At 67.5% G+C, this 21654-nt stretch carries 22 protein-coding genes; 2 read left to right on the top strand and 20 right to left on the bottom strand.

Features of this window, described 5'->3' with window-relative positions:
* Positions 1–48 precede the first annotated feature (48 nt).
* From PMES_RS15280 to PMES_RS15270, 3 genes are all read right to left on the bottom strand, one after another.
* Entirely contained in the window at positions 49–435 is a 387-nt protein-coding gene (locus PMES_RS15280) for a c-type cytochrome (protein WP_159966618.1), read from the bottom strand.
* Positions 436–521: 86 nt separating this feature from the next.
* A complete protein-coding gene (gene fghA / locus PMES_RS15275; RefSeq protein WP_159966591.1) occupies positions 522–1376 on the bottom strand; it encodes an S-formylglutathione hydrolase in 855 nt (284 codons plus the stop codon).
* 7 nt (positions 1377–1383) lie between these two features.
* A complete protein-coding gene (locus PMES_RS15270; RefSeq protein WP_159966590.1) occupies positions 1384–2496 on the bottom strand; it encodes an S-(hydroxymethyl)glutathione dehydrogenase/class III alcohol dehydrogenase in 1113 nt (370 codons plus the stop codon).
* A gap of 164 nt (positions 2497–2660) precedes the next feature.
* Between PMES_RS15270 and PMES_RS15265 the strand changes: the two genes are divergently transcribed.
* Positions 2661–3290, top strand: coding sequence for a hypothetical protein (locus tag PMES_RS15265; RefSeq protein WP_236549832.1), 630 nt, complete (start codon positions 2661–2663; stop codon positions 3288–3290).
* Positions 3291–3294: 4 nt separating this feature from the next.
* Here PMES_RS15265 and PMES_RS15260 read toward each other — a convergent pair whose 3' ends face one another.
* Positions 3295–4368: a quinoprotein relay system zinc metallohydrolase 2 gene (locus PMES_RS15260; RefSeq protein WP_159966589.1), complete on the bottom strand. Its 1074-nt coding sequence runs from the start codon at positions 4366–4368 to the stop codon at positions 3295–3297.
* Positions 4369–4521: 153 nt separating this feature from the next.
* On the opposite strand from PMES_RS15260, the gene PMES_RS15255 reads away from it, so the two are divergent.
* Complete coding sequence (locus PMES_RS15255) at positions 4522–5361, top strand: quinoprotein dehydrogenase-associated SoxYZ-like carrier (RefSeq protein WP_159966588.1); 840 nt, start codon at positions 4522–4524, stop codon at positions 5359–5361.
* Between the two features lie 37 nt (positions 5362–5398).
* Here PMES_RS15255 and PMES_RS15250 read toward each other — a convergent pair whose 3' ends face one another.
* The 16 genes from PMES_RS15250 to PMES_RS15175 form a co-directional block, all read right to left on the bottom strand.
* Positions 5399–5701: a hypothetical protein gene (locus PMES_RS15250; RefSeq protein WP_201289019.1), complete on the bottom strand. Its 303-nt coding sequence runs from the start codon at positions 5699–5701 to the stop codon at positions 5399–5401.
* A gap of 167 nt (positions 5702–5868) precedes the next feature.
* Positions 5869–6627, bottom strand: coding sequence for a hypothetical protein (locus PMES_RS15245; RefSeq protein WP_159966586.1), 759 nt, complete (start codon positions 6625–6627; stop codon positions 5869–5871).
* Between the two features lie 45 nt (positions 6628–6672).
* Positions 6673–8913, bottom strand: coding sequence for a hybrid sensor histidine kinase/response regulator (locus PMES_RS15240; RefSeq protein WP_159966585.1), 2241 nt, complete (start codon positions 8911–8913; stop codon positions 6673–6675).
* Positions 8910–10106 (bottom strand): FIST N-terminal domain-containing protein, encoded by a 1197-nt coding sequence (locus tag PMES_RS15235; RefSeq protein ID WP_328809168.1) that lies wholly within the window; start codon positions 10104–10106, stop codon positions 8910–8912. The genes PMES_RS15240 and PMES_RS15235 overlap by 4 nt, the downstream gene beginning before the upstream one ends.
* On the bottom strand, positions 10081–10812 hold the full coding sequence (locus PMES_RS15230) for a LuxR C-terminal-related transcriptional regulator (RefSeq protein ID WP_159966584.1): 732 nt from the start codon (positions 10810–10812) through the stop codon (positions 10081–10083). The genes PMES_RS15235 and PMES_RS15230 overlap by 26 nt, the downstream gene beginning before the upstream one ends.
* A 54-nt stretch (positions 10813–10866) precedes the next feature.
* Complete coding sequence (locus PMES_RS15225) at positions 10867–12156, bottom strand: BatD family protein (protein WP_159966583.1); 1290 nt, start codon at positions 12154–12156, stop codon at positions 10867–10869.
* On the bottom strand, positions 12153–12830 hold the full coding sequence (locus tag PMES_RS15220) for a tetratricopeptide repeat protein (RefSeq protein WP_159966582.1): 678 nt from the start codon (positions 12828–12830) through the stop codon (positions 12153–12155). The genes PMES_RS15225 and PMES_RS15220 overlap by 4 nt, the downstream gene beginning before the upstream one ends.
* The gene (locus PMES_RS15215; protein ID WP_159966581.1) at positions 12827–13720 is read right to left on the bottom strand and encodes a VWA domain-containing protein; all 894 of its coding nucleotides are present in this window, start codon (positions 13718–13720) and stop codon (positions 12827–12829) included. The genes PMES_RS15220 and PMES_RS15215 overlap by 4 nt, the downstream gene beginning before the upstream one ends.
* Positions 13717–14673 carry a VWA domain-containing protein gene (locus tag PMES_RS15210; protein WP_159966580.1) on the bottom strand — a complete coding sequence of 319 codons (957 nt, stop codon included), beginning with the start codon at positions 14671–14673 and terminating at the stop codon, positions 13717–13719. Before PMES_RS15210 ends, PMES_RS15215 begins: the two co-directional genes overlap by 4 nt.
* On the bottom strand, positions 14670–15062 hold the full coding sequence (locus PMES_RS15205) for a hypothetical protein (RefSeq protein ID WP_159966579.1): 393 nt from the start codon (positions 15060–15062) through the stop codon (positions 14670–14672). Before PMES_RS15205 ends, PMES_RS15210 begins: the two co-directional genes overlap by 4 nt.
* Before the next feature lie 16 nt (positions 15063–15078).
* Positions 15079–15984 carry a DUF58 domain-containing protein gene (locus PMES_RS15200; RefSeq protein WP_201289017.1) on the bottom strand — a complete coding sequence of 302 codons (906 nt, stop codon included), beginning with the start codon at positions 15982–15984 and terminating at the stop codon, positions 15079–15081.
* The gene (locus tag PMES_RS15195) at positions 15981–16952 is read right to left on the bottom strand and encodes an AAA family ATPase (protein ID WP_236549831.1); all 972 of its coding nucleotides are present in this window, start codon (positions 16950–16952) and stop codon (positions 15981–15983) included. The genes PMES_RS15200 and PMES_RS15195 overlap by 4 nt, the downstream gene beginning before the upstream one ends.
* 100 nt (positions 16953–17052) lie before the next feature.
* Complete coding sequence (locus tag PMES_RS15190; RefSeq protein ID WP_159966578.1) at positions 17053–17985, bottom strand: hypothetical protein; 933 nt, start codon at positions 17983–17985, stop codon at positions 17053–17055.
* 57 nt (positions 17986–18042) lie between these two features.
* A complete protein-coding gene (locus tag PMES_RS15185; RefSeq protein ID WP_159966577.1) occupies positions 18043–18984 on the bottom strand; it encodes a ParB N-terminal domain-containing protein in 942 nt (313 codons plus the stop codon).
* 1 nt (position 18985) lies between these two features.
* Positions 18986–20317: an AAA family ATPase gene (locus PMES_RS15180; protein WP_159966576.1), complete on the bottom strand. Its 1332-nt coding sequence runs from the start codon at positions 20315–20317 to the stop codon at positions 18986–18988.
* A gap of 60 nt (positions 20318–20377) precedes the next feature.
* A complete protein-coding gene (locus tag PMES_RS15175) occupies positions 20378–21307 on the bottom strand; it encodes a helix-turn-helix domain-containing protein (RefSeq protein WP_159966575.1) in 930 nt (309 codons plus the stop codon).
* Positions 21308–21654: the final 347 nt, after the last annotated feature.

The raw sequence follows: 21654 nt of genomic DNA, 5'->3' as shown, positions 1-21654 counted from the left end.
AGATGCTCGACCGGATTGGTTCTCCTCCCTCCGATCAGATCACTCGCGTCAATTGTCCTCCTTCATCGTCATTCCATCCATGTCGAACTGGGCCAGATACGCGATCACGTCGTCGCGATCCTCCTGCTTGCGCAGGCCGGCAAAGGACATCTTGGTGCCGGGCAGGTAATCGCGCGGGTTCTCGAGAAAGGCCGCGAGCTCCTCGGGGGTCCAGATGAGGCCCTCCTCGGCCTTCTCCATCAGCGCGCTGGAATAGGTGTAATCCTCCACGCTGCCCGCCGCGCGGCCGACGACACCGTTGAGATGCGGGCCGACCTTGTTCCGCGCATCCTCGCCAACGGCATGGCAGGCCTTGCACTTGCGGAACACCTTCTCGCCCTCGTCGGCGTCTCCGGTGATCTGCTCCATCATCGCGGTCTTGGCCTCCTCGCTCATCGCCTCTTCGCTGGAATGGCTGCCGGCAAGGGCGCTTCCTGCGGCGAGCGACAGCATCAGGGCCGCGGTGGTTGCGATTGTCGTTCTCATTGGGGTTTTCCTCCATTGGATCGGCGCCCGAAAAGGCGCTGCGCATGCCACGCTACATGGTCGCCGGCAAAGGTCGAGACGAAAAAGTAGCTGTGATCGTAGCCCGGCTGGATCCTGAAGGAGCCCGCCTGCCGCGTCCGGGTCATGACATCCGCGAGGGCCTGCGGACGCAACAGGTCGAAGAACTGGTCATCGCTTCCCTGGTCGATCAGGACATCGCCCGGCCAGCCGTTCTCGCGCATGAGCGAGGTGGCATCGTGATCGGCCCAGTTGCTCTCATCGTCGCCGAGATAGGCGCTGAGCTGCTTGCGGCCCCAGTCGGATTGCGAAGGGTTGGCGATCGGGGCGAAGGCGCTCACCGAGCGGAACTTGTCGGGGTTGCGCAGCGCCAGGGTCAGGGCGCCGTGGCCGCCCATCGAATGGCCGGTGATCCCGTGGTCGCCGTTCAGCGGCAGCGCGCCGCAGACCAGGTCGCGCAGCTCCTCCAGAACGTAGTCATACATGCGGTAATGGCCCGACCAGGGGGCGCGGGTCGCGTTGAGATAGAACCCCGCCCCCTGGCCAAGGTCATAGGCCTCGTCATCGGCCACGCCCTCGCCGCGCGGCGATGTATCGGGGAAGATGAGGGCGATCCCATGCTCGGCGGCATGCTCCTGGAAGCCGCCCTTCACCATGGCGTTCTCATGGGTGCAGGTCAGCCCCGACAGGTACCACAGCGCCGGAACCGGCCCGTCCTCCGCCTGCGGCGGCAGGTAGACGGCGAAGGTCATCTGCGTGTCGCAGACCTTCGACGCATGGCGGTAGACCGTCTGGGTGCCGCCGAAGCTCCGGTTCCTGGCGATGCTTTCCATACTTCCCTCAGAAGGTGACGACGGCGCGGATGGATTTGCCCTCGTGCATGAGATCGAAACCCTTGTTGATGTCGTCGAGGCTCATCGTGTGGGTGATCATCGGATCGATCTCGATCTTCCCGTCCATGTACCAATCGACGATCTTGGGCACATCGGTGCGGCCCCGTGCGCCGCCGAAAGCGGTGCCGCGCCAGACCCGGCCGGTGACAAGCTGGAAGGGCCGCGTCGAGATCTCCTGGCCCGCGCCGGCGACGCCGATGATGATGCTCTCGCCCCAGCCCTTGTGCGCCGACTCGAGCGCCTGCCGCATGACATTCACGTTGCCCGTCGCGTCGAAGGTATAGTCGCCGCCGCCGCCGGTCAGCTCGACCAGGTGGGCCACGATGTCGCCATCGATCTTCTTGGGATTCACGAAATCGGTCATGCCGAACTTGCGGGCCATCTCGGCCTTGTCGTCATTGAGATCGACGCCGACGATCTGATCGGCCCCGGCCAGGCGCAGTCCCTGGATCACGTTGAGACCGATACCGCCCAGGCCGAAGACGATGGCGGTCGAGCCGATCTCGACCTTGGCGGTGTTGATCACCGCGCCGATCCCGGTGGTGACGCCGCAGCCGATGTAGCAGATCTTGTCGAAGGGCGCGTCCTCGCGCACCTTGGCAAGCGCGATCTCCGGCAGGACCGTGTGATTGGCGAAGGTCGAGCAGCCCATGTAGTGATAGATCGGCGTGCCATCGAGCATCGAGAAGCGCGTCGTGCCATCCGGCATCACCCCCTGCCCCTGCGTCGCCCGCACCGCCTGGCACAGGTTTGTCTTGGGGTTGAGGCAATATTCGCATTCCCGGCATTCCGCGGTGTAGAGCGGGATCACGTGATCGCCGGGCTTGAGCGTGGTCACGCCCTCGCCGACCTCGAGCACGACGCCCGCCCCCTCATGGCCCAGGATCGCGGGGAAGATCCCCTCGGGATCGCCGCCAGAGCGGGTGAACTCGTCCGTGTGGCAAATCCCGGTCGCCTTGATCTCGACGAGGACCTCGCCGGCCTTCGGGCCTTCGAGATTGACTTCCATAACCTCGAGAGGCTTACCGGCTTCCAGTGCGACAGCTGCACGGGTTCTCATGCATGAACTCCTTACGTTCGGCAGATTTTTGGCCGTTCGTCATGGCGGCGTTTCGAAAAGTATTCAATGGCATTCCAAGCCAAACAATGCCGACCTTGGTTGGTGTCGGCCATGCTGGACAGCGCGGTCGCCTCCGATACACTCGCTGGCAGGGAGGCCGATCCATGAACGAAAGCCGCTTGCCGGGATGGCCGCGCATCCGCGCCGCCGCGCTGGCATTCGCCACCGCCGCCGCCACGCTTGCCGGGCCCCTGCCCGCCGCCGAGTTCGACGATCCGACATGGCCCTGCGTCCAGCGCAAGGTCGAGGCGCTCTCGGCCGGACTGATGTGGCCCGACCCGATCGAGCCGGGCGCGGTCGCGCCCGCGGCGTCCGGGCTGGCCGAGCGTCTCGCGCTGCGGCGCGTCGATCTGGAAGAAGCGCAGGCGATGGTCGACGCCTTCGCCGAAGGAGAGGCCGCCGATCGCGGCATGATGGGCGCGATTTTCGCGCAGGTGTTCGAGCGGCTCGCCCGGGACCGGCGCGCGGTGATCGAGGGGATCGGGCGCTATTCGCTGGACCAGATCGCGCTTGCCACGCGGATCGATGCGGCAAGGGTGGAAATGGACGAGGCGCTCGGCGCGCCGGAGCCCGATTTCGACCGGATCGACGCGATCGAGGAACAGATCGCCTGGGATGAGCGCATCTATACCGATCGCGCGCGCGCGCTCACCTATGTCTGCGAAACGCCCGTTCTGATCGAGAAACGGCTCTATGCGATCGCGCAGATGCTTCAGGGCGCAGCGGCCGATTGATCCCTCATTCCCACTCCAGCTCGGTATAGGCCACGGTCGCGTTGCGGGGGTTGTAGGCGTCGAAAAGCTCCCAGAAGGGGGCCTGCGAAACAGCGATGCCCGGAACCGCCGCGCCAAGGCTCTGTCCCTCGGCGAGCGCCTTGCGGGTATCCGAGGCCAGCACATCGAGATACCGGACGAGCGCTTCCCCGCCCTCAGGCCATGGCAATACGGCCGGCCCGTGTCCCGGAACAGCCCGCTCTGGCAGTGCCGGTGGCGTATCGGGCGGCGCGCCGAGCGCCTCCAACGTGCGCTGCCACCCGGTCAGGGAGCCGTCGAGCGCCGGGACATGCGTCTCAAAGAGCAGATCCCCCGCGAAGAACAGCCCCTCCTCTTCGAGATGCACGCTGACATCCGTGCCGGTATGCGCGTTGGGCCAGGCCCGGACGCCGAGGGTGCGGCCCCCGAGCGCCAGCCGCACGGTCTCGCCCGCCTCGATCGGGATCTCGGGGCCGTTCGCCCCGATACCGTCGCCACTGCCCAGCAGCTGCCGCGCGCCGATCAGCGCGCTCAGGCTTTCGAAGTAATTCGCGCGCCTGTCGGCAAGGGCGCGGGAGAGGCGCGCATGGCCCACGATGCCGGCGCCGGCCCGGCGCAGCACGTCGGCGCCCATGACGTGATCGGGATGCATATGCGTGAGGATGACATAATGCAGGGGAAGCGCGCTGCGCTTTCTGATCGCGCGCCAGAGCGCCTCCGCGATCCATGCCGCCCCCCCCGCATCGATCACCGCGATCGCCTCCGTGCCGATAACCACCCCGATATTTGAGATGTCGGCACCGTTCGCCGCAGAGGGTTCGGCGATCTGCCCGACATGGACGAAGACGCCCGGTGCGATCTCGTCGAGCGAGAGCGCAGGCCCGGCGCGCACGCAGCGCGGCCGCGCGGCGGCCGATGCGCCTGCCGGGCGATCGGGCGGGTTGGCCGCAAGCCGCGCCTCGCATATCGCCCGCTCCATCGCCTCGTAGCCCGGCAGAAGCGCATCGCGGCATGTCTCCGGCGACGCGGCAAGGCAGAGGGCAAGCACCGCCTCGAACATCGTCCTGTCTCCCCAGCAGGCCGCCGGGACCGGCCCCGGCACGCCGGAAGCCTAGCAGCGCCCCCCCCGCGCACGAGCACAGACCATCGGAGCGATGGCCGCATGGCCGCTTTCATGCCATGATCGCAGCGCCGAACCAGTGATGGAGCCGTCATGTCCAGACTTGCCGCCCTTCTCGCCTTGACCGTCCTGACGCATGGGACCCTGTCGGCCGTATCGGCGCAGGCCGCCCCCCCGCCCTCGCAGCTTCAGCCCGGCGGCAGCTGGGAGGAGATCGCCTATGACATTCTGGGCGAGCGGACACCGCAAGACGGCGCCGGGGTGATCGAGATGACGGCGCCCTACCGCGCGAACGACGCTGCGACGGTTCCGATCCGCCTGCATCGGGGCGGTGGGGACCGGCGGATCGTGTCGGCGAGCGTGGTCATCGACGAGAACCCCGCGCCGCTGGCCGCGCAATTCGAGTTCGGCGCGGCCATGGCACCGCTCGATCTGGAGCTGCGGGTCCGGGTGGATCAATATTCCAATGTCCGGGTGATCGCGCGGACCGAGGGCGGCGAGGATTTCATGACCGGGCGTTTCGTGAAGGCATCCGGGGGCTGCTCGGCGCCGGCCTCTCGCGATCCCGGCACGGCTCTTGCCGGCCTTGGCCTGATGAAACTGCGCCAGTTCATGCCCGATGGCGCGGCGGGCGAGCCGCGCGCGGCGGGCCGGCGCGCCGAGGCGCAGATCATGCTGCGCCATCCGAACTATTCGGGCCTCCAACGCGACCAGATCACGCAGCTTTTCATTCCTGCGCATTTCATCGACCGGATCGAGGTCCGGCAGGGCGACGATCTTCTCTTTTCGATGACGGGCGGGATTTCGATCTCGGAAAATCCGGTCTTCCGCTTCGGCTATACCGACAATGGCGCACCCAACTTCCATGTCACGGCGCATGACACGGAAGGAAACCTCTTCGAGCATAGCTTCGTCGTCGAGGCGGGAAGCTGACCCGCGCCGGACATGCCGCCGCCTCGGCGCGCGCGCCTCACTGAAAGCACAGGATCTCTGCCTCGGCCTGAGCGCGGCGCAGATCTGCGACGATCGTCAGCGCGGCGGGCGCGCTTCTGAAGATCGCCATGCGCTCGCCGCCCGTCTGCTGCATCGACAGGACGGTCTCGGCCTCGACATACCGCTCGTAGGGCAGGATCGAGGCGATCCGGTCGATCGAGCAGGAACAGCGGATCAGGACGTCACGCCCCTGCCCGTTCGCGGCCATGCAGCCAAAGACGTAATCGGCCCTTGCGATGGTCGGATAGTCATTGAGCGCGCGCGCGGCATCGCTCTGCACGGGCGCTGTGCCCTGCGCCGCCGAATGCGGCGCCGTCCCGGCAAGGCAGGCCGCGACAAGGCCGGCGCCAATCAAACCTCTCGTGGAAAGACGGCCCGCCAGGCCTGACCCGCGGAGACCGCCCCTGATCGGCGCGGCGGCGCGGCGGCACGCGGCCAGTGCACCCGTCATCGCGCAGTCTCCCCCGCCATACCCTCGAAGGTCATGACCGAGCGGTAGTCCGAGCGCGCGCCGTCCGTGCCCGCATCCTCTTCGATTTCGGCCGTCAGGCCATGATACCACCCCGGAACGGCCTCCGACATCGTCACGGTCAGGGCGAGATCGCCGAAGCCCTGCATCCTGTCGCGGTTGGGATCGTTCTGGAAAGGTCTCAATGTCACGGCCCGGCCCTCGACCTGCGTGCCGTCGAACTCGAAGGTCACCGTTTCGACCTCGGCGGGCTGCACGAGTGCATCCTTGACGCGGTTGCGGATGTAGAACGGGCTGCCGCCGGCCGTCTCGGCCATGTCACGGATCACAGATTCCACGAAATACATGATGACGGGGTTTCCGACGCTGGCCGGAAAGCTTCCGATACCCTTGCTGCGGTCATCCTGATGGAATCGCATCGCCGCAAGGCGGGGGGTGTCGCCGGAGCCCTCCTCGAAGCCGATCTCGATCGTGCCGGTGTCGCGCGCGGCGGCTTCTGGCGCCGCGGTGTTGCGCACCTTGCGCGTGTAGACGAGGCCACCGTCGATCTCGTCAAGCGTGCCGCCGCGAAAGAGCAGATCATACGTCTCCTCGGCGCCGGTGAGCGCGCCGCCGCCAACAGGGGCCGCGCCTTCGCCTCCGCCGCCGCTCTCCTGCGCGCCCGATGGGGCCGCGGCGAGCAGGGCCGCAAGGGCGATCGCCAGTCCCGGTCGTGCCAACTTGCCTGTCTTGCTCATGTCTCGTCCTCCTTGCAGGTCAGCCTAACCGGCGGCCTGCCGCAGTCATGGAATACTTTCGTCGGTATCCGGCCTGGTCTGCCATTCGATGAGCGCGCGCAAGCGCCCCGGCTGGACAGGTTTCTCGAGGATGGTGATCCCCGCCAGGGCGGCCTCGGAGCGCAGCTCGGGCGAGCGATCGGCCGAAATGACAAGCGCCGGAAGCGCGGCGCCGTGATCGGCCCTGAGCGCCGCGATCACCTCAAGCCCGGTCTCGCCGTGATCGAGCTGCTGATCGGCGAGCACGATGTCGGGTACCATTCCGATATCGCGCACCAGGGCGGCGGCCTCGGCCCCGTTCGCGGCCGGCAGCACCGACGCGCCCCAGCTCTCGAGAAGCTGCGTCGTGGCGAAGAGCACATCGGCATCGTTCTCGATCACGAGGGCGATGAGATCGCTTGCCAGATGCGGCGCTACCGGGAAATCACGCTCCTGCGGCGCGCGCGGCGCGACCTTGGCGCGCGGCAGGCGGATGCCGAAGACCGATCCCTGCCCGGGCTCCGATCGCAGCGTGACCTCGTGCCCCAGAAGCCGGCAGGCCCGCTCGACGATGGACAGGCCCAGGCCCACATTCGAGCCCGCGGTGGTTCCGCTGGCGCGGGTGAATTCCTCGAAGATGCGGTCGCGATCCTCCCGCGCGATCCCGATGCCGGTATCCCAGACCTCGAGCCGCAGGTCATCGCCGCAGCGGCGGCAGCCGACAAGGATGCGCCCCTTCTGGGTATACTGGATCGCATTGGTGACGAGGTTCTGCAGGGACCGTACGAGGTAGTGCCGGTCCGACATCACCCAGGCGCGGGTGGGCACGATCCGCAGGCCGAGGCCGCGCCGCGCGGCGAGGGGCGCCGTATCGCGGGCGATCCCCTCGAGAAGGTCGGCAACCGCGATGGGTTCGCGGTTCAGCGTGATGCCGGCACTGTCGAGACGCGAGATGTCGAGAAGCGCATGCAGGATCGCCTCCATCGAATCGAAGGAGCCGGCGAGGCGTTCCAGGTGCTCCGGCACCAATGTCTCGCGCGCATGCATCGTGGAGATCAGCAGGCGCGCGGCGTTGACCGGTTGCAGCAGATCGTGGCTCGCCGCCGCGAGGAAGCGCGATTTCGTGGTGACCGCCTCCTCGGCGCGCTCCTTGGCAAGGCGCAGCTCTTCCTCGACGCGGCGCTGGCGCGCGTGCTGCTCGCTCAGGCGGGCGTTGGCCGCGGTCAGCTCGGCGGTGCGCCGCGCCACCCGCCGCTCAAGAAGCTCGGTCGCCCGATGTTCGAGCGTCACGTCGTTGACATCGACCAGCAGCCCGTCATCGGGCAGGCGGTGCACATGCAGGTCGATCACCCTGCCGTCCCGGTGGCGAAGACGTTCCTGCAACCACCCTTCCGAGCCCAGCTTGCGCGGCCAGCGCTCGGCTTTTTCGGGCTCCGCCTCCACAAGCTGGTGGCTGCGCCGGATGGCGTGCAGGACCTGCGGGAACCGCGCGCCCTTCTGCGACAGGGCGTAAGGCAGGCCGAGAAGCTCGTCGAACCGTCCGTTGCGGATCATCAGGAGGCCATCGGCCGAGAAGGTCGCGATGCCGAGGCTCATGTGGTCGAAGGCGGCCTGCAGGTAATGGGCCTGCCGGTCGATCAGGCGGTCCTTCTCGTGCCGGTTGCGCCGGACGAGGCCGCTGATCTCCGTCAGCAAAAGGACCGTGTTCTCGGAACTCGTCGTCTGCTGGCTGACCTGGAACCAGCGATCGCCGCGCAGCGCGAGGACGAAGCTGGACTGCGCGCCCTGCCCCGGCGGTCCGTGAAGCGCCGCGCGCATGTCCGGATCGGCCGCCTCGGGATCGAGGACCCATTCGCTGCTCGACAGGGCGGACAGATATTCGGTGAGCGCGAGTCCCGGCACGATGCGCGCCGTCATGTCCGGCAGGAGCAGGCGGAACAGCTCGTTGCACACATGCAGCCGGCCGTCCGCGAAAAGGGCGAAGCCCCCCTCCATCGTGCCGAGGGCCTCGGCGAGCGCGGTGCGCGAGCGGGCGCTGTCGAAACGGGCAATCTCCAGCTCGTCGGAAGCGCGGCCGAGCGTGTCGAGCGCGTCCTTGAGATCCCGGGTCTTTGCCCAGACCTCGCTTTGCAGGGTGATTGCCGACTGGAACAGCGCGTAGGCCGAGCCGCCGACATCGTGTTCACGCCCCGCCCGGCGGATCAGCGCATCGATGATGCGCGCCTGGCGGGCGATCTGCACATCCGGCGGCGCGTCGGGATCGATCATTCGAGGCCCGTTCGGCGCGGTCCGTGAAAGGCCACGCCCACGAAGGTCTGGTTCACGTGAACGCCAAGATGCTGCTCGCCATAGGTATTGAAGCCCAGGACGTTATGCGCGCGCAGCCGCTCGGAGACCGCCTCGCGCAGGTCCTTCTGCTCGATCTCGAGCTTGCGCAGGTAGCAGTCGAAGCCGAGGATGAACCGGGCCTGGGCACCGGGCGCGCCGCCCAGGCCCTGATCGAGGCGGCGCAGGATCTCGGTGCTGCGGCCCAGCGTCAGGATAAGCCCGTCATCGATCGCGGAGAGAAAGGCGAGCCCGCCATCCGCCGCCACCCCCTGGATCGCCCTGACATGCCAGACGGTGCGGCTGCGCACGAGTACCGGGTTCTCGGCAAAGACCTGCGGCGACAGATCGGACGGCGCGCAGCCGACGAGGCGCGCATATTCCGCCGCCGCCGGCGCGCCGTTCAGCTCCAGCACGAGACGCTCCTCCGGGATGGCGCGCGTGACCACCATGCGTTTCTCGGTCGACACGAAATGATCGAAGCCGATGCCGGCGAATTCGAGATCGGTCTCCAGCAGCAGCACGAGACCCGCGGAAGGATGGAAGACGCCGCCATGCAGAACGAAGGTGCGGGAGAACTCCAAGGCGTCCGCGGCCGAGCCCCCGAAGACGGGAACATCGTCGAGCCCGGCTTCGAGCGCCGCGGCGAGGATGTCCTCCTGCTTGCTCAGACCGTCACAGAACAAAAGCGCCAGGCGGCTCCATCCGGCGGTATGGGAGAAGCTTGCCGCGAGGCGCCGCGCGCTGGTGGCGACCGCCTCGATCGACAGGGGCGCGAGCGGCGAGAGAAGCAACGAGGCACAGCGGAAATGCCGGCGCGAGAAGGCGATCAGCAGCAGCGCGTCATCCTCGTAGCCGCGCGGCGTAATCTGTCCCGCGGTGGTGCAGCCGAAGACGGGAACGCCCGGCAGCACCGCGGCGAGGGCCTCGGCAAGGCCGGGCCCGGCGAGATGCGCTGGCACGAAGGCCTGCACGAAACAGGCGCGCGCGACGTCGATCTGGGCCGCCGCCTCCCGTGCCGCGCTCTGCGCGTTTCGGCCGCGCGAGACGCCGACCTCGATCAAGGCCGGGTCCGGGGATTGCGGCTTGCCGCCATCCATCCGCCCCGCCTCACTGACTGAGGAAACTGCGGGCATCGGCATCGCTCATCCCGGCGCCGAGCTCGATATTGGCGTTCTCGACGAGGACCGCCGCCTGCGTCCGGTTCTGCACCCCGAGCCGCCTGAGAAGAGCGGTGATGTGGGCCTTCACCGTCGCCTCGGCGAGGGACATCTCATAGGCGATCTGCTTGTTCGGCTTGCCCGCGCAGATCAGCTTCATGATCCGCGCCTGCTGCGGCGTCAGATCCGCGATCCGGTCGCAGATCTGCGCCACGGTCGGGCCGCGTCCCTGCTCCTTGGAGGGCGGCGGCGCGTGGTGGCTGGGCGGCACGTAGCGGTGGCCGTCGCGCACGAGACCGAGCGCCGTGCGCAACCCCTGCGACGAGATGTCCTTCGGGATGAAACCCGCCGCCCCGGCCGCCATCAGCGCCTCGATGACCTCGCTGGAGGTGAGGGCCGAGATCACCGTGATCGGGACGTCCGGAACATGGGTGCGCAGGCTCTGGAAGCCGCTGATCCCGGTCACGTCCGGCAGCTTGAGATCGAGCATGATCAGTTCCGGCGAGAACCCCTCGTCCAGGGCTGCGATCGCACCGGCGAGGGTCGTCTGCGTCCTGATCTCGCAGCCGGGAAAAACCTCTCCGAGCGCGATGCCGAGCGCCTCGCCGTAAAGCGGATGATCGTCGATCACCAGGACCGAGCCGATCCGCGCGCCGCCCTGTGCTTTCTCGTTGCTGCCCATGAGCGTTCCTCCCCTTCTGGAAGGTAGCGCCAGAATTATGGATAAAGCAACTCCTCAGGAGCCCGGTGCGGGGGTGCGATCCCCCTTGGCGTCCGGCTTTCCCGACCGTGCCCCGCCGCCATTGGACAGCATCTCGCGCGCGAATTGCACGAAGCGCAGCGGCGGCATGTTCGGTGCGAAGATCTGCGCATCGAGGTGCCGGAGGCACCGGGCGTGATGCGGCGAGGGCCGGCCATCGCCCGCAATGGCGGCGTAGCCCCGCGCGGTGCGGCGCAGCGCCGGCAGATCACCGCGCCATGCGGCCAGCAGGAGCCGCGCGCCGGCATGCCATCGCCGCACCCGCCGCGCGGCATGGCTTGCGAGGCGCCCGGCGACGCAGAGGCGGTCCGGCGCGCGCCCGGCCAGGAACACCGCCGCCCCGCCGCCCATCCCGACAAGGGCCGCAAGGGCAAGGGGCCACGCGCTCAGCCTCCATGGCGCGGGGGGCGGCGGCGCCTCGGGCGATCGGCCGAGCGCCTCGTGGGCGACCCGCTGCGCGGTGATCTCCACATGGCGCATCTGCCGCGTCTGCGTGTCGAAATAGTCGAAGCCGAACGGCTCGAGGATCGCGGTTCCGCGCGGGCCCGGCTGCACCGTCCAGCGCCAGAACGCGATGGAGACCGGACCCTGGGGCGAAAGCTCGATCAGGCGTTTCTCGGGATGGGCGAAGACGTGGCCCGACGGCGATCTCAGGTCGGGCATCGGCGGGATCGCCTCGGGCCCGACACCCGTGGCCTCGATCCGCACGATCCGCAGCACGCCCTCCCCCGGCGCGAGTTGGTCGGGCGGGTTCGACCAGCTGTCGGCGACGGTTAGCCGGCTGACCGGAAGCCACCAGCCATCGACATCGGGTTTCGGGCGCACCTCGATCTCGATCGGCGCCGATGTCACGGAATGGGCGAACCAGTCGTCGCTCTCGTCGGTCAGATGCAGCTCGTGGGTGAATGACGGGATGGTCAGGCGGCCGGGCACCTGCGCGAAAAGCGCCATGCGCCGGCGGAAATTCTTCACCTTGCGCCCGTCCAGCACGCTGTCGAACCACGCATCCTCGCCAAGCTGCATCCAGTCGAAATCCGGCAAGGCCGGCTGGAGCAGTTTTTCCAGCGTTATGTGCCGCCTGTAGACCCCCTCGACGGTCAGCAGAACGAGCTCCTGGACGAAGGGGACGGCATCGGGACGCTCGAGCGTCACCCGCAGCGCGAGATCGTCGGGGGCAACATCGCGGCTTTGCGCGCCCGCGCCGTGGCAGGCGGCAAGCAGGGCGAGCGCGGCGGCAAGAACCTGGCGCAGGAGGGCCGCGTTCATGGGCGCCCTTCCTGACCGCCCGCGAGACGGCGCTTGCGTTCGTAGGCGATCCGGGCATCGAGATACCGTCCGGGCACATCGTCGAGCGTGTCGAGCCAGCGCTCGTCCGCCCTGACGAAGCGGGCATCGAAAACCTTGCGCACACCGGTCTGTCCGCGACTTTCCAATTCGGGCAGGCCAAGGAGGGCGCCCCGGTTGGTCGCGCCGTCGCCGCTCGATGCGGCGCGCCCGTTTCCCTTGCCGATCGACGCCTCCGCGCGCGCTCCTGCCTCATCGGGCCGGCCGAAGACCGCCACCGCGCCGGGGTCGATCTCGAGACCGGCATAGAATGCGGCCAGCAGGTCGAAATTGCGCGCCGCTTCCATGTCCCCGCCGGCGCGCGCGACATCGAACGCCTCGAGCGCGGCGGCGTAGCGGCCTTGGGCGGCAAGGGCATTGCCAAGGTTCAGCCCGTCATCGGCGCGCCAAGCTTCGGTGGCCTGCGCGAACCGTCCCGCGCGATAGAGCGCCGCGCCGCGCCACTCATCCTGCCCGAAGAGCGGCGCCGCCAGGTGGGGCGTTCCAACCGCCATCAAGACCCTGCCGAGCGGCGCGCCCCCGCCCAGAAGCACCGAGATGGCGAGAAGGAACAGCCCCGCAAGAGCGCCGGCCGCAATGCGGGCACGGACGCTCATGTCCGGCTCCGGCGCAGCAGAAGACCCGCCGGCAGAAGGGCCGAGAGCAGCAGCCACGGACCAAGATCGGTGCGCAGCGAAAGAGGGATGCCGAGCGCGACGAGACGCTCCCTCGTCTCCTGTGCAAGGAACGCGGTGAGCGCCTCCGGCCGGACCGGATCGAATTGCCGGCCGCCGCCACGCGCGGCCAGTTCGGCCGCCGCGCCGGAGGCCGAAAGGCTGACCACCGAAAGGCGTGCGCCGCGATCGGCGATGTCCTCGGCGAGCCTTGATACCGCGGCACCCCCGAGCCGGCCCCCATCGGTCAGAAGCACGATATCGCCGGCCAGGATCTGCGCGTCCTCGAGCAACCGCAGCGCGGCGGCGAGACCCAGTTCGGGGCGTTGCCCGGGATCCGGGATCGTTTGCGGGCCGACAAGGAGCATTGTCTGGCCGAGCGCGCGGTGATCGGCGCTCATGTCGCTGGCGACATAGGCATCGCCGCCGAAAACGACGAGCGCGGCGGGACGTGTTCCCAGGCCCTCCGTGCCGATCCGCCCGGCCACCGCAAGCCTGCGCCAGCCCGGCGCCGCCACCGCCGCATCCGACGCGTCGAGCACGAAGACGGTGCCGTCGAGATTGCGGAAGCCTGCCGCCTCGCGTTTCGTGACCGATGGCCCGGCGAGGGCGATGGCCAGAAGGACGGCCACCGCGCAAGCGGCGCGCAACCGGGCCGCGCCATGCTCGGCGCTGATCCGCCCGAAACGCTCCATCGCCGCGAGCAGTTGCGGATCGATCGCGTCCCGCCAGCTGCCGAGCCCCGGCGGAGCGCGCCGCGCGGCCCCTGCCGCCAGCAGGATCGGCACGAGGGCAAGAAGCCAGGCGGGCCGGAGAAATTCCAAAGCGTTCATGCCCCGGACCGCCTGATCTGCACCAGCGCAAGGAGGAAGGCCGCGGCCCCCGGCCAGACCCACAAGGGGCGGTGGATCTGTGCCGCGAGCCCCTCGGCCTCGACCGCCTCCAGACGGTCGATGGCCGTCATCACCTCCCGCAGATCGTCCATGTCGCGGACACGGAAGGCGGTACCGCCGCTGATCCGCGCGATATCCGCGAGCGCGGCGGCGTCGACGGCACCGTTCGCATCCGGGCTCGACCGGGTATCCTCGGGACCCATCGCGATGGTGTGCACCGTGATGCCAAGCTGGCGCGCGAGGCGCGCCACGTCCCGGGGGGCCGCCGCGCCGGCATTGTTGATCCCGTCCGACAAGAGCACCACGACCCGCGCGCGGGCCTGCGAGGATCGCATCCGTGAGAGCGCGAGGCCGAGCGCGTCGGACATGTTCGTGGCCCTGCCAGAGATACCGATCGCCGCCTCCTCTATGCGGCGCGCCACGGCCTCCGTGTCGAAGGTGAAGGGCGCCGCGACATAGGCCTGCGATCCGAACACGATCAGCGCCACCCGGTCGCCGCCGCGCCCGCGCACGAACGCGGCACCCACCGTCTGGACCGCTTCGAGGCGGCTGACCGGGCGCGCATCCAGAACAAAGTCGGTGCGCACCATCGAGCCAGACAGGTCGAGGGCGATGGCGAGATCCCGGCCCGAAACCTCGAGCGCGGGGACCGGTAGGAGCTGCCGAGGTCCCGCCGCGGCGATCACGATGAGCGCCCAGAGAAGCATGCGAGGCGCGCTCTGCCGCCAGGTTTCGGCCGGGTGGCTGCCATGGTCATCGTGCAGCATCTCCTCGGCAAGGCGCCCGGGCACGCGAAGCGCGGCGCCCGGCGGCTCCACGGGTGGCAACAGGTGACGCATGAGCGCCGGCAACGGCAGCAAGACCAGCAGCCATGGCCATGCGAAATCGATCACGCGCCCGTCCCGGCGTCATGGACCCTGCCGGGGCCGCCGGACCCGCGCAACGCCTCTTCGAGCTCGTGGATGCGCGGGGTCGATCCGGGCCGATAGAGACGCGTGGCCCATTGCGCGCGCTCGGCGTGTGGCATCAGCAACAGGAGCGCCCTGCGGCGGGCATTTTCCTCAAGGCCGCCGAGCGCGGCAATCCGGGCCTCCGTCGTGACCGGCCCGCCCGCGCGCCTGCGCCGGGGTGCATGACGGGCGAGCATGCTCAACAGCAGCGCGGCAAGGCTCGCCCCCAGAAGCCCCGCGCCGGCGGCGGCGAACAGCTCTCCCAGATGTCCCCCCGCCGCGTCGGGCGGCAGGCGGATACCGGCCATGGCGGCGCGCAGATCCGCGGGCATCAGCTCTCCGGCCATCTCAGAAGAGCCCCGTCGCGGCGATCACGTCCGCGATCGACGCGGGCGCTGCGGCGGGATCGATCGGCAGCTGAACCGCCCCTGGCGGGAGCTGTGCGGGACGCGGACGCGCGGCGGTGCCCGTCGCGCGCCAGGATGTCCTTCCGCCCCCGGCGAGCCGTTCCACGCGGTAGCGGCCCGGCGGGAGGGCCTCCGTCTCCTCGATCCGCAGCAGGCACAGCTCCCGGCGGCGCAGCACCCCTTCGCAGGCCCGCGTGGCTCCCTCTCCCGGATCGTCGTAGCCGGAAGCGAGGACGACAAGCGCGCCCGAGGGCGCGGCGCGTTGCAGATGCTCGAGCGCGGGCACGAGCGTCCCGCCGCAGCTCCCCTGCCCTTCGCCGGCCGCAGCCCGTTCGAGCACGCCGCGATGCGCGCGGCAGAGGAGTCCGATCCCGTCCAGCATTCCCTGCCTTCGTCCGCGCGGGGCCGTCCCGTCGAGGCCGTTCGCTGAGATCGCCACCGCGGCGACATGCCCCCCGGCCTCGATGGCGCGCCAGCCGCACAGCGCGAGCGCCTCGGCGGCGGCGACCGAATGCAGCGCGCGCCGCCGCCCCCAGAGCATCGATGGGCGGAAATCGGCGACGAGAAAGACGGTGCGCCTGCGGTCCTGCTGCCAGGTCCGCACATGCGGCACGCCGGTGCGCGCGGTGCTGTGCGCATCGAGATGGCGCAGATCGTCGCCGGGCACGTATTCGCGCAGCTCCGCCAGTTCCTGCCCGTGGCCGCGCATCCGTACCGGCTGCCCGCCGGGCGCAGGTGTGACGACCCTCGAACCCGCCCCCCTCCGCGCAAAGATCGCGGCGCCACGCAAGGCGATCAGCCGCCCGGCATCGAGCGCCACCCCGTCCGCCTCGAGCGCGGCCCTCACAGCGCCTCCACCGCGCCGAGCATCCGCTCGACGAGCATCCGGCGTCCGACACCGTCGGCCTGCGCCGTCCAGGTCGGCACGAGGCGGTGCGACAGCGCATCCATCGCGACCGCCTGCACGTCTTCGGGCAGGGCATGATCGCGCCGCAGGATGAAGGCCCGCGCCTTGGCGGCCGCGAGGGTGCCGCGCGGGGAGACGGGATGCGCGATGTCCCGGCGAAGCGGTGGCAGGCGGCTCGCCATCACGAGACGCACGATGTAATCGCGCAGCAGATCCGACAGGTGCACCCGAGCGGCCGCCTCCCGCGCGGCCAGCAGATCGGTCGTGCAGATCGGTGTGCCGGCGAGGGCGAGCGTCTCGCCACCGGCCTCCATCAGGTCGAGGATCCCCCGCTCGGCGGCGGCATCGGGCAGATCGAGCACGACATGGAGGAGGAAACGGTCGAGCTGCGCCTCGGGCAGCGGGAATGTCCCCTCATGCTCGATCGGATTCTGTGTCGCGACGACCATGAACGGGTTCGGCAGGGGGCGCGTGACGCCGCTCGTCGTCACCTGCCGCTCCGCCATCGCCTCGAGCAACGCGGACTGGACCTTTGGAGGGGCACGGTTGATTTCGTCCACGAGAACGAGGTTGTGAAAGACCGGCCCTTCGGAGAATACGAAGCCGCCCCCCGGCCCCAGGATCGTCGTGCCCGTCAGGTCGGAGGGAAGCAGGTCGGGCGTGCACTGAATACGGGCGAAACCGGCATCGATGCCGGCGGCGAGGGCCCGCACGGCGCGCGTCTTGGCAAGGCCCGGCGCGCCCTCGATGAGGACATGCCCCCCGGCAAGAACTGCGATGAGCAACCGTTCGATCAGCGCGTCGTGACCGACCAGTGCGGCACCGAGCACCTGTGCGAGCCGATCGATCGCCTCCTCCGGCCCCGGCCCGCCGGGCGCGTCATCCTGGGAACTTGGCGGCATCGTCATGGCACGCTCCTTCGCGCTCATGCTAGGCGCCGTCAGGGCCGCCGGGGAACATATCCCAAGGTCGGTATGCCGGTGGATACGGCATCTGCCCGGTCCGTCATCACCGGGGCAGGGCCGCGCAATCGGGATCGAGAATCGTGCTAAGGCTCGGGAGCGCGAGCGTTTCGCGCATCCGTTCCGTAAGCCTGGTATAATTCTCGTCGATATAGACGATCAGCTCTGACGAGTTCGTCCGCTCGAGATCGCTTTCGCCCAATGCATGGAGCATCAGCACATCGAAGGCGCAGAGGCCCCGGGGGTTGGATGACAGCAGCCCGGCCATGTAGGCGTCCGATCGCCAGGAGAGCCCGCGCAGGTGCAGCGGGTATTCTTGCAGCTTCGATATGGGTTTCCGGGTCCGGTCGAAGAGGAGCACGTCCATGCCGAAGGTAAAAGCCTGATAGAGTTCCTCGATCAGGATCGAGACATGAAACTGCAACGTAAGGTCAGCGGGTTCCGTTTCTACCTCTGGTTGCATTACGAGAATGTGGGTCGCCTGCCCCAGCTCTCCGAAGAAGGTCTGCGCCTGCGCGGGAGTGGCGACGAAATGGCGCCTGCGCCGTGGAAGACCGATCGCGAATTCCGTGTCGAGCCGTTCAAGGTCGCTGTTATACGCGATATCGGGGCTTCGGTCGGAGAAGAGGCGCAGGACAACGGGCTCACCCGCGCAGCCCGCGGGATCGACCGCATCGTCGAGCCGGAGCGGCTGGCCGAATGTCAGCTCGAGCAGCGCGGAGAACTGCTCGATCACGTCAAGCGTAACGGGATGCGGAGCCTCGCCGAGAAGGCAAAGACGCGCACCGCGCAAGGATCGCGCATCGATCCGGGGCAATGCCCTGCCCCGCACGGGACGCATCATCGAGCTGCGAAGCTCGTAGACCCAGCCTTTCCGGGCAAGCTCTAGAACCGCCGTCTTGCCGCCGTCAGCCTGCGCCGCCGCGGGTCCGCAGAGGAGCGGCAGTAACCATAGCATGGAGAGGAGCGATCGGACCATTCGGGAAGACTATACAGGGTTTTTGCCGTCATCCAGAGCGCAGGTCGCCATCCCCACTCAGCGATCCTCATCTCTTTTTAGCCTGTCGAGAAGCTCCGTTGCGATCTGCGAGAGTTCTGCTTCGCTCGCTTCATATCCGCGGATATCGATGGTGAAACCGCTGCGGGTTGCCCGCGCGGTGGCGCGTCGTTTGCCTTGCGTCACCACCAGCGTTTGGGTGCGCGGCTTGGATACGGGCGTCTCGTCGACGTCCCGGGATTGCCCCTTGCGAAGCTCCGGAATAATCCGCCTGAAATCACGCTTCGGCGTCGTGGAAACATCGACCTTCGCGACAAGGGCATCATGGAGCTCGACACAAGAACGCCCGAGCGAGACATCCCCCGGCGGGACTGCAAGGCGGCGCGCGATCTCGGCCTGGCTGAGATCCTGATGCGCCTGGGCGATCAAGCCGATCGACAACAGCTCCTCGAACCCGCTCAGGTTCTGGCGCATGGTGTTTTCCTTGAACCGTTCCTCGAGGTCCTCGAGGCGGGCATCGCCCTCTTCCGTCGAGATCACGGCCTGAACGGGCTTGCCCAACTGGCGTAGCGCCTCGAGACGGCGGCGCCCAGACTGAATGACGAAACGGTCGCTCGTCTCCATCGGGGACTTGCTGTCCGGGCTCCAGTCCGAGGATGCCGGCCGCACCCGGATCGCCTGCTTCTGGCCGCGCCGCTCGATGTCACCCTTGAGCGATGCGAACTCCTCGTCTTCCGTCCAGCCGGCCTGACGGTCGCTGCCGACCTCGTCATCGATCTGTGCGGGGTCCAATGTCAGGGCGATCGTGCCGGCCATGATGCCGAACACGACACTTGCCTGCGTCTCGTCCAGACGCGCCTGAAGCATGTTCAAGGCCGAGCCGCCCCAGAAACCGCCGAGCCGGCCATTGCGTTCCTCGTCCGCCTCGAGGCCCGTTTCGTCGGGATCCGGGGTGGCACTCAGTTTGCGTTTGCGTCCCATGTCAGCTCCATCGCTCCTTGATGAATGTATCCGCGAAGTCCCGTTTCGGCAGGTCCGGGAGGACCCGTTGAACGAGGGCATCGTTCACGGCGTTCGCATTGCGCATGAAGGTCCTCGCGGAGGTTCGGCGCGATGCTGGCGGCAGGTATTCGTAGATACTCTTGTATTCCTCCGAAGCGTTGGCGATCGCATCGGAGCGGGTGTACCAGACTTGCAGGATTTCACGTGGAGCGCGCCGGTAGAGATCGAGGATCTGATCCGTATCCTGGTCGTTCTGCTCCTGCACGATCGTCGGCAGGATGACATGCTCGCCGCGTCCGATCTCGATATCGGGCTCGAAGCTGAGAATGAATTCGAGATATTCGCCGATGTTCGACACATAAGTGGACAGAGTTGCGAGATCGAACCCTTTCATCGTCTGCGGGATCACCACGTTATCCGCGGCGATCAGGCCATTAAGCTGCACCAGGGTCAGGGATGGCTGCTGATCGATAACGATGACGTCGACTGTCTCCGTCAGCGCGGCCTCGTAGGCGGCATGGTCGAACGCCCCGCCATCCTTGCGGAAATCCGACGGGACCGACCGCGGGCCCAGCCCTTCGTCCCAACGGGCGATCGCATCCTTCAGGATCCGGTAGACGGGGATTTGCCCGCGCCGTGAGAACATGAAGAGCGAAATATCCCCGTTCTGGATATTTGCGCCCCCGGGGATCAGGCGAATGCCGGGCCAAGGCGTCTTCTGCCATATGGCATCCAGTTCCTCGGCATTGCGTTCGTTGAGGCGCTCAGCTCCCGGATCGTCGACCCCCATGAACTCGGCCATCGTATGCGTTTCGGGTTTGAATAGCGGCAGTGTCTCATCCGCGAAATAGAGCGATGCCGTGGCTTGCGGGTCAGCGTCGATCACTCCGACCCTCAGTCCGTAAAAAAGGTTGAGATATTGTGCGAAATGCGACGCGGTAAGCGACTTCCCAGTCCCGCCCTTTTGTGCGCCGAAGGTAACCACCTTGAGCGGATCGCCCGGTTTGCGCCAATGAAGATAGGAGCGTTTCGCATTCGGGTTGGATGCCATGATCGCACGGATCAGCATGATCTCGTCCGGTGAGAAGGTTCGGGACCGCCCGCTGCGCTCTCCATCCGGGAACATCGCCTCATCGGCCGAAAGACGCGTGAGGTAGGTCGCATCGACACCGAGGAACTCGGCCGCTTCGGTCATCGAGAAGCGCCGCGAGACGCGGGAGCGCATTGTCAGGTCACGCTGCAGCTTGGTATTTACCGATGACATCACGCGCGTGAGATTGCGGATGAACTGCTCGAACTGTCCGTATGCCATGATCGTTATCCGCGGATATGATGCCTTGCGGCGTTTCGTCCCAAAGTGACAGATGCCCGCTCACGCGGAACAGCGCAACCGTCCAGAGAGCCTGCTCGAATGGTTCTCCCATCTGCGAAGATACCCGGCAAGCAAAGCAGCGAGCGCTGGTTCCGGATTTGCAGCGACGATCCTGTCCCTCATCTCCGTCAGAAAACGGAGGCTCGGGGGATAGCGCCAGTGGCTGCGCCATTCCGCAGCGAGGCATTGCGACAGGCTTTCCGCTCCGCCGGGTATGCGGGCCAGGGGCGCCAAGGCCTTTAAGGCATTGCATCGCCATTCCGTATCGACCGCGAAAAACCGATTTTGGAGAAACGCATCGAGGACAGTACCAAGATCGGCATCAGGCCTAGGCCCCGGAACGGCGATCTTGCGTGTCTCGGCGACAAGCGTGGGCTCTGGCATGCGCTCGCAAGCGGGGTAGGGGGCGGATCCGATCACCTTTTTCCAGGCTTCGTGCATTTTCTGCAACCGCCCCTTCGGCAGCTTGCCGGAGGGTTGGTTTTCATGGATCTGGTTTTTCTCCTTAGGGCGTTCAGCGGAGTGAACACTGCGTTCAGTCTCCTGAGCTCCCACAGCGGGGGTACAACCCGTATCCCGAGCCGCACCCTCGGCCTTGCGCGACTTGCCTTGCGAAAGCCGCGCGCGCCAGGTTTTCCAGAAGGGCACGCAGAACTTGAGCCGGTAGTTGTAGCCATTCGCCGTCTGCTGCTCCTGCGTGGCGAGGAGGCCGAGTTTGCGCAACTCGGAGATATAGCCGGAAATCGCTGCGCGCGATCGACCGAGACGCGTGCCGATCTGTTGCAAGGATGGCCAGCAGTAACCGTCGCGATCGGCCATCCGGCAAAATTCAGCGAGGGCCCTGAAGGCGCCGGGGCTCATTGCGATATCGAGAAGATCAACAGGGAGGGCGACAAAGCCCTTGCCGGGATCCGGGTCGGAAATAGACATGCATCATCCGTTCGCCGCGAGCCTTTGCTTGCGATCGTCATGGCGGCATGCTATCCAGACAATGTCGGACGGGATCGCTGCCGCGATTTCGTTTATCCAGAAAGCCATACGGTTGCCGCCGTATGGCTTTTCTCGTTTTCAGGTGGCGCGAGGCATGAATGCTCCGAACATGCCTCGAACCGATACCGGCAGGACAGGTCCAGAGGCCACGCAGACTGGACATTGTCCGAAATCGACTGCGTGTTCGGACCCGATCATCAACTGACCGATCCGCTGCTCATGGACCGTCTTGCGCGGCGTTGTCTGTCTATTACCTCGGCTTACGCCCCCGATGTCAAGACGACTGG

Source organism: Profundibacterium mesophilum KAUST100406-0324, assembly GCF_009835145.1.
Lineage (GTDB): Bacteria > Pseudomonadota > Alphaproteobacteria > Rhodobacterales > Rhodobacteraceae > Profundibacterium > Profundibacterium mesophilum.
The sequence above is the reverse complement of the archived record's forward strand: the minus strand, read 5'-3'. Positions and strand labels throughout refer to the sequence as shown.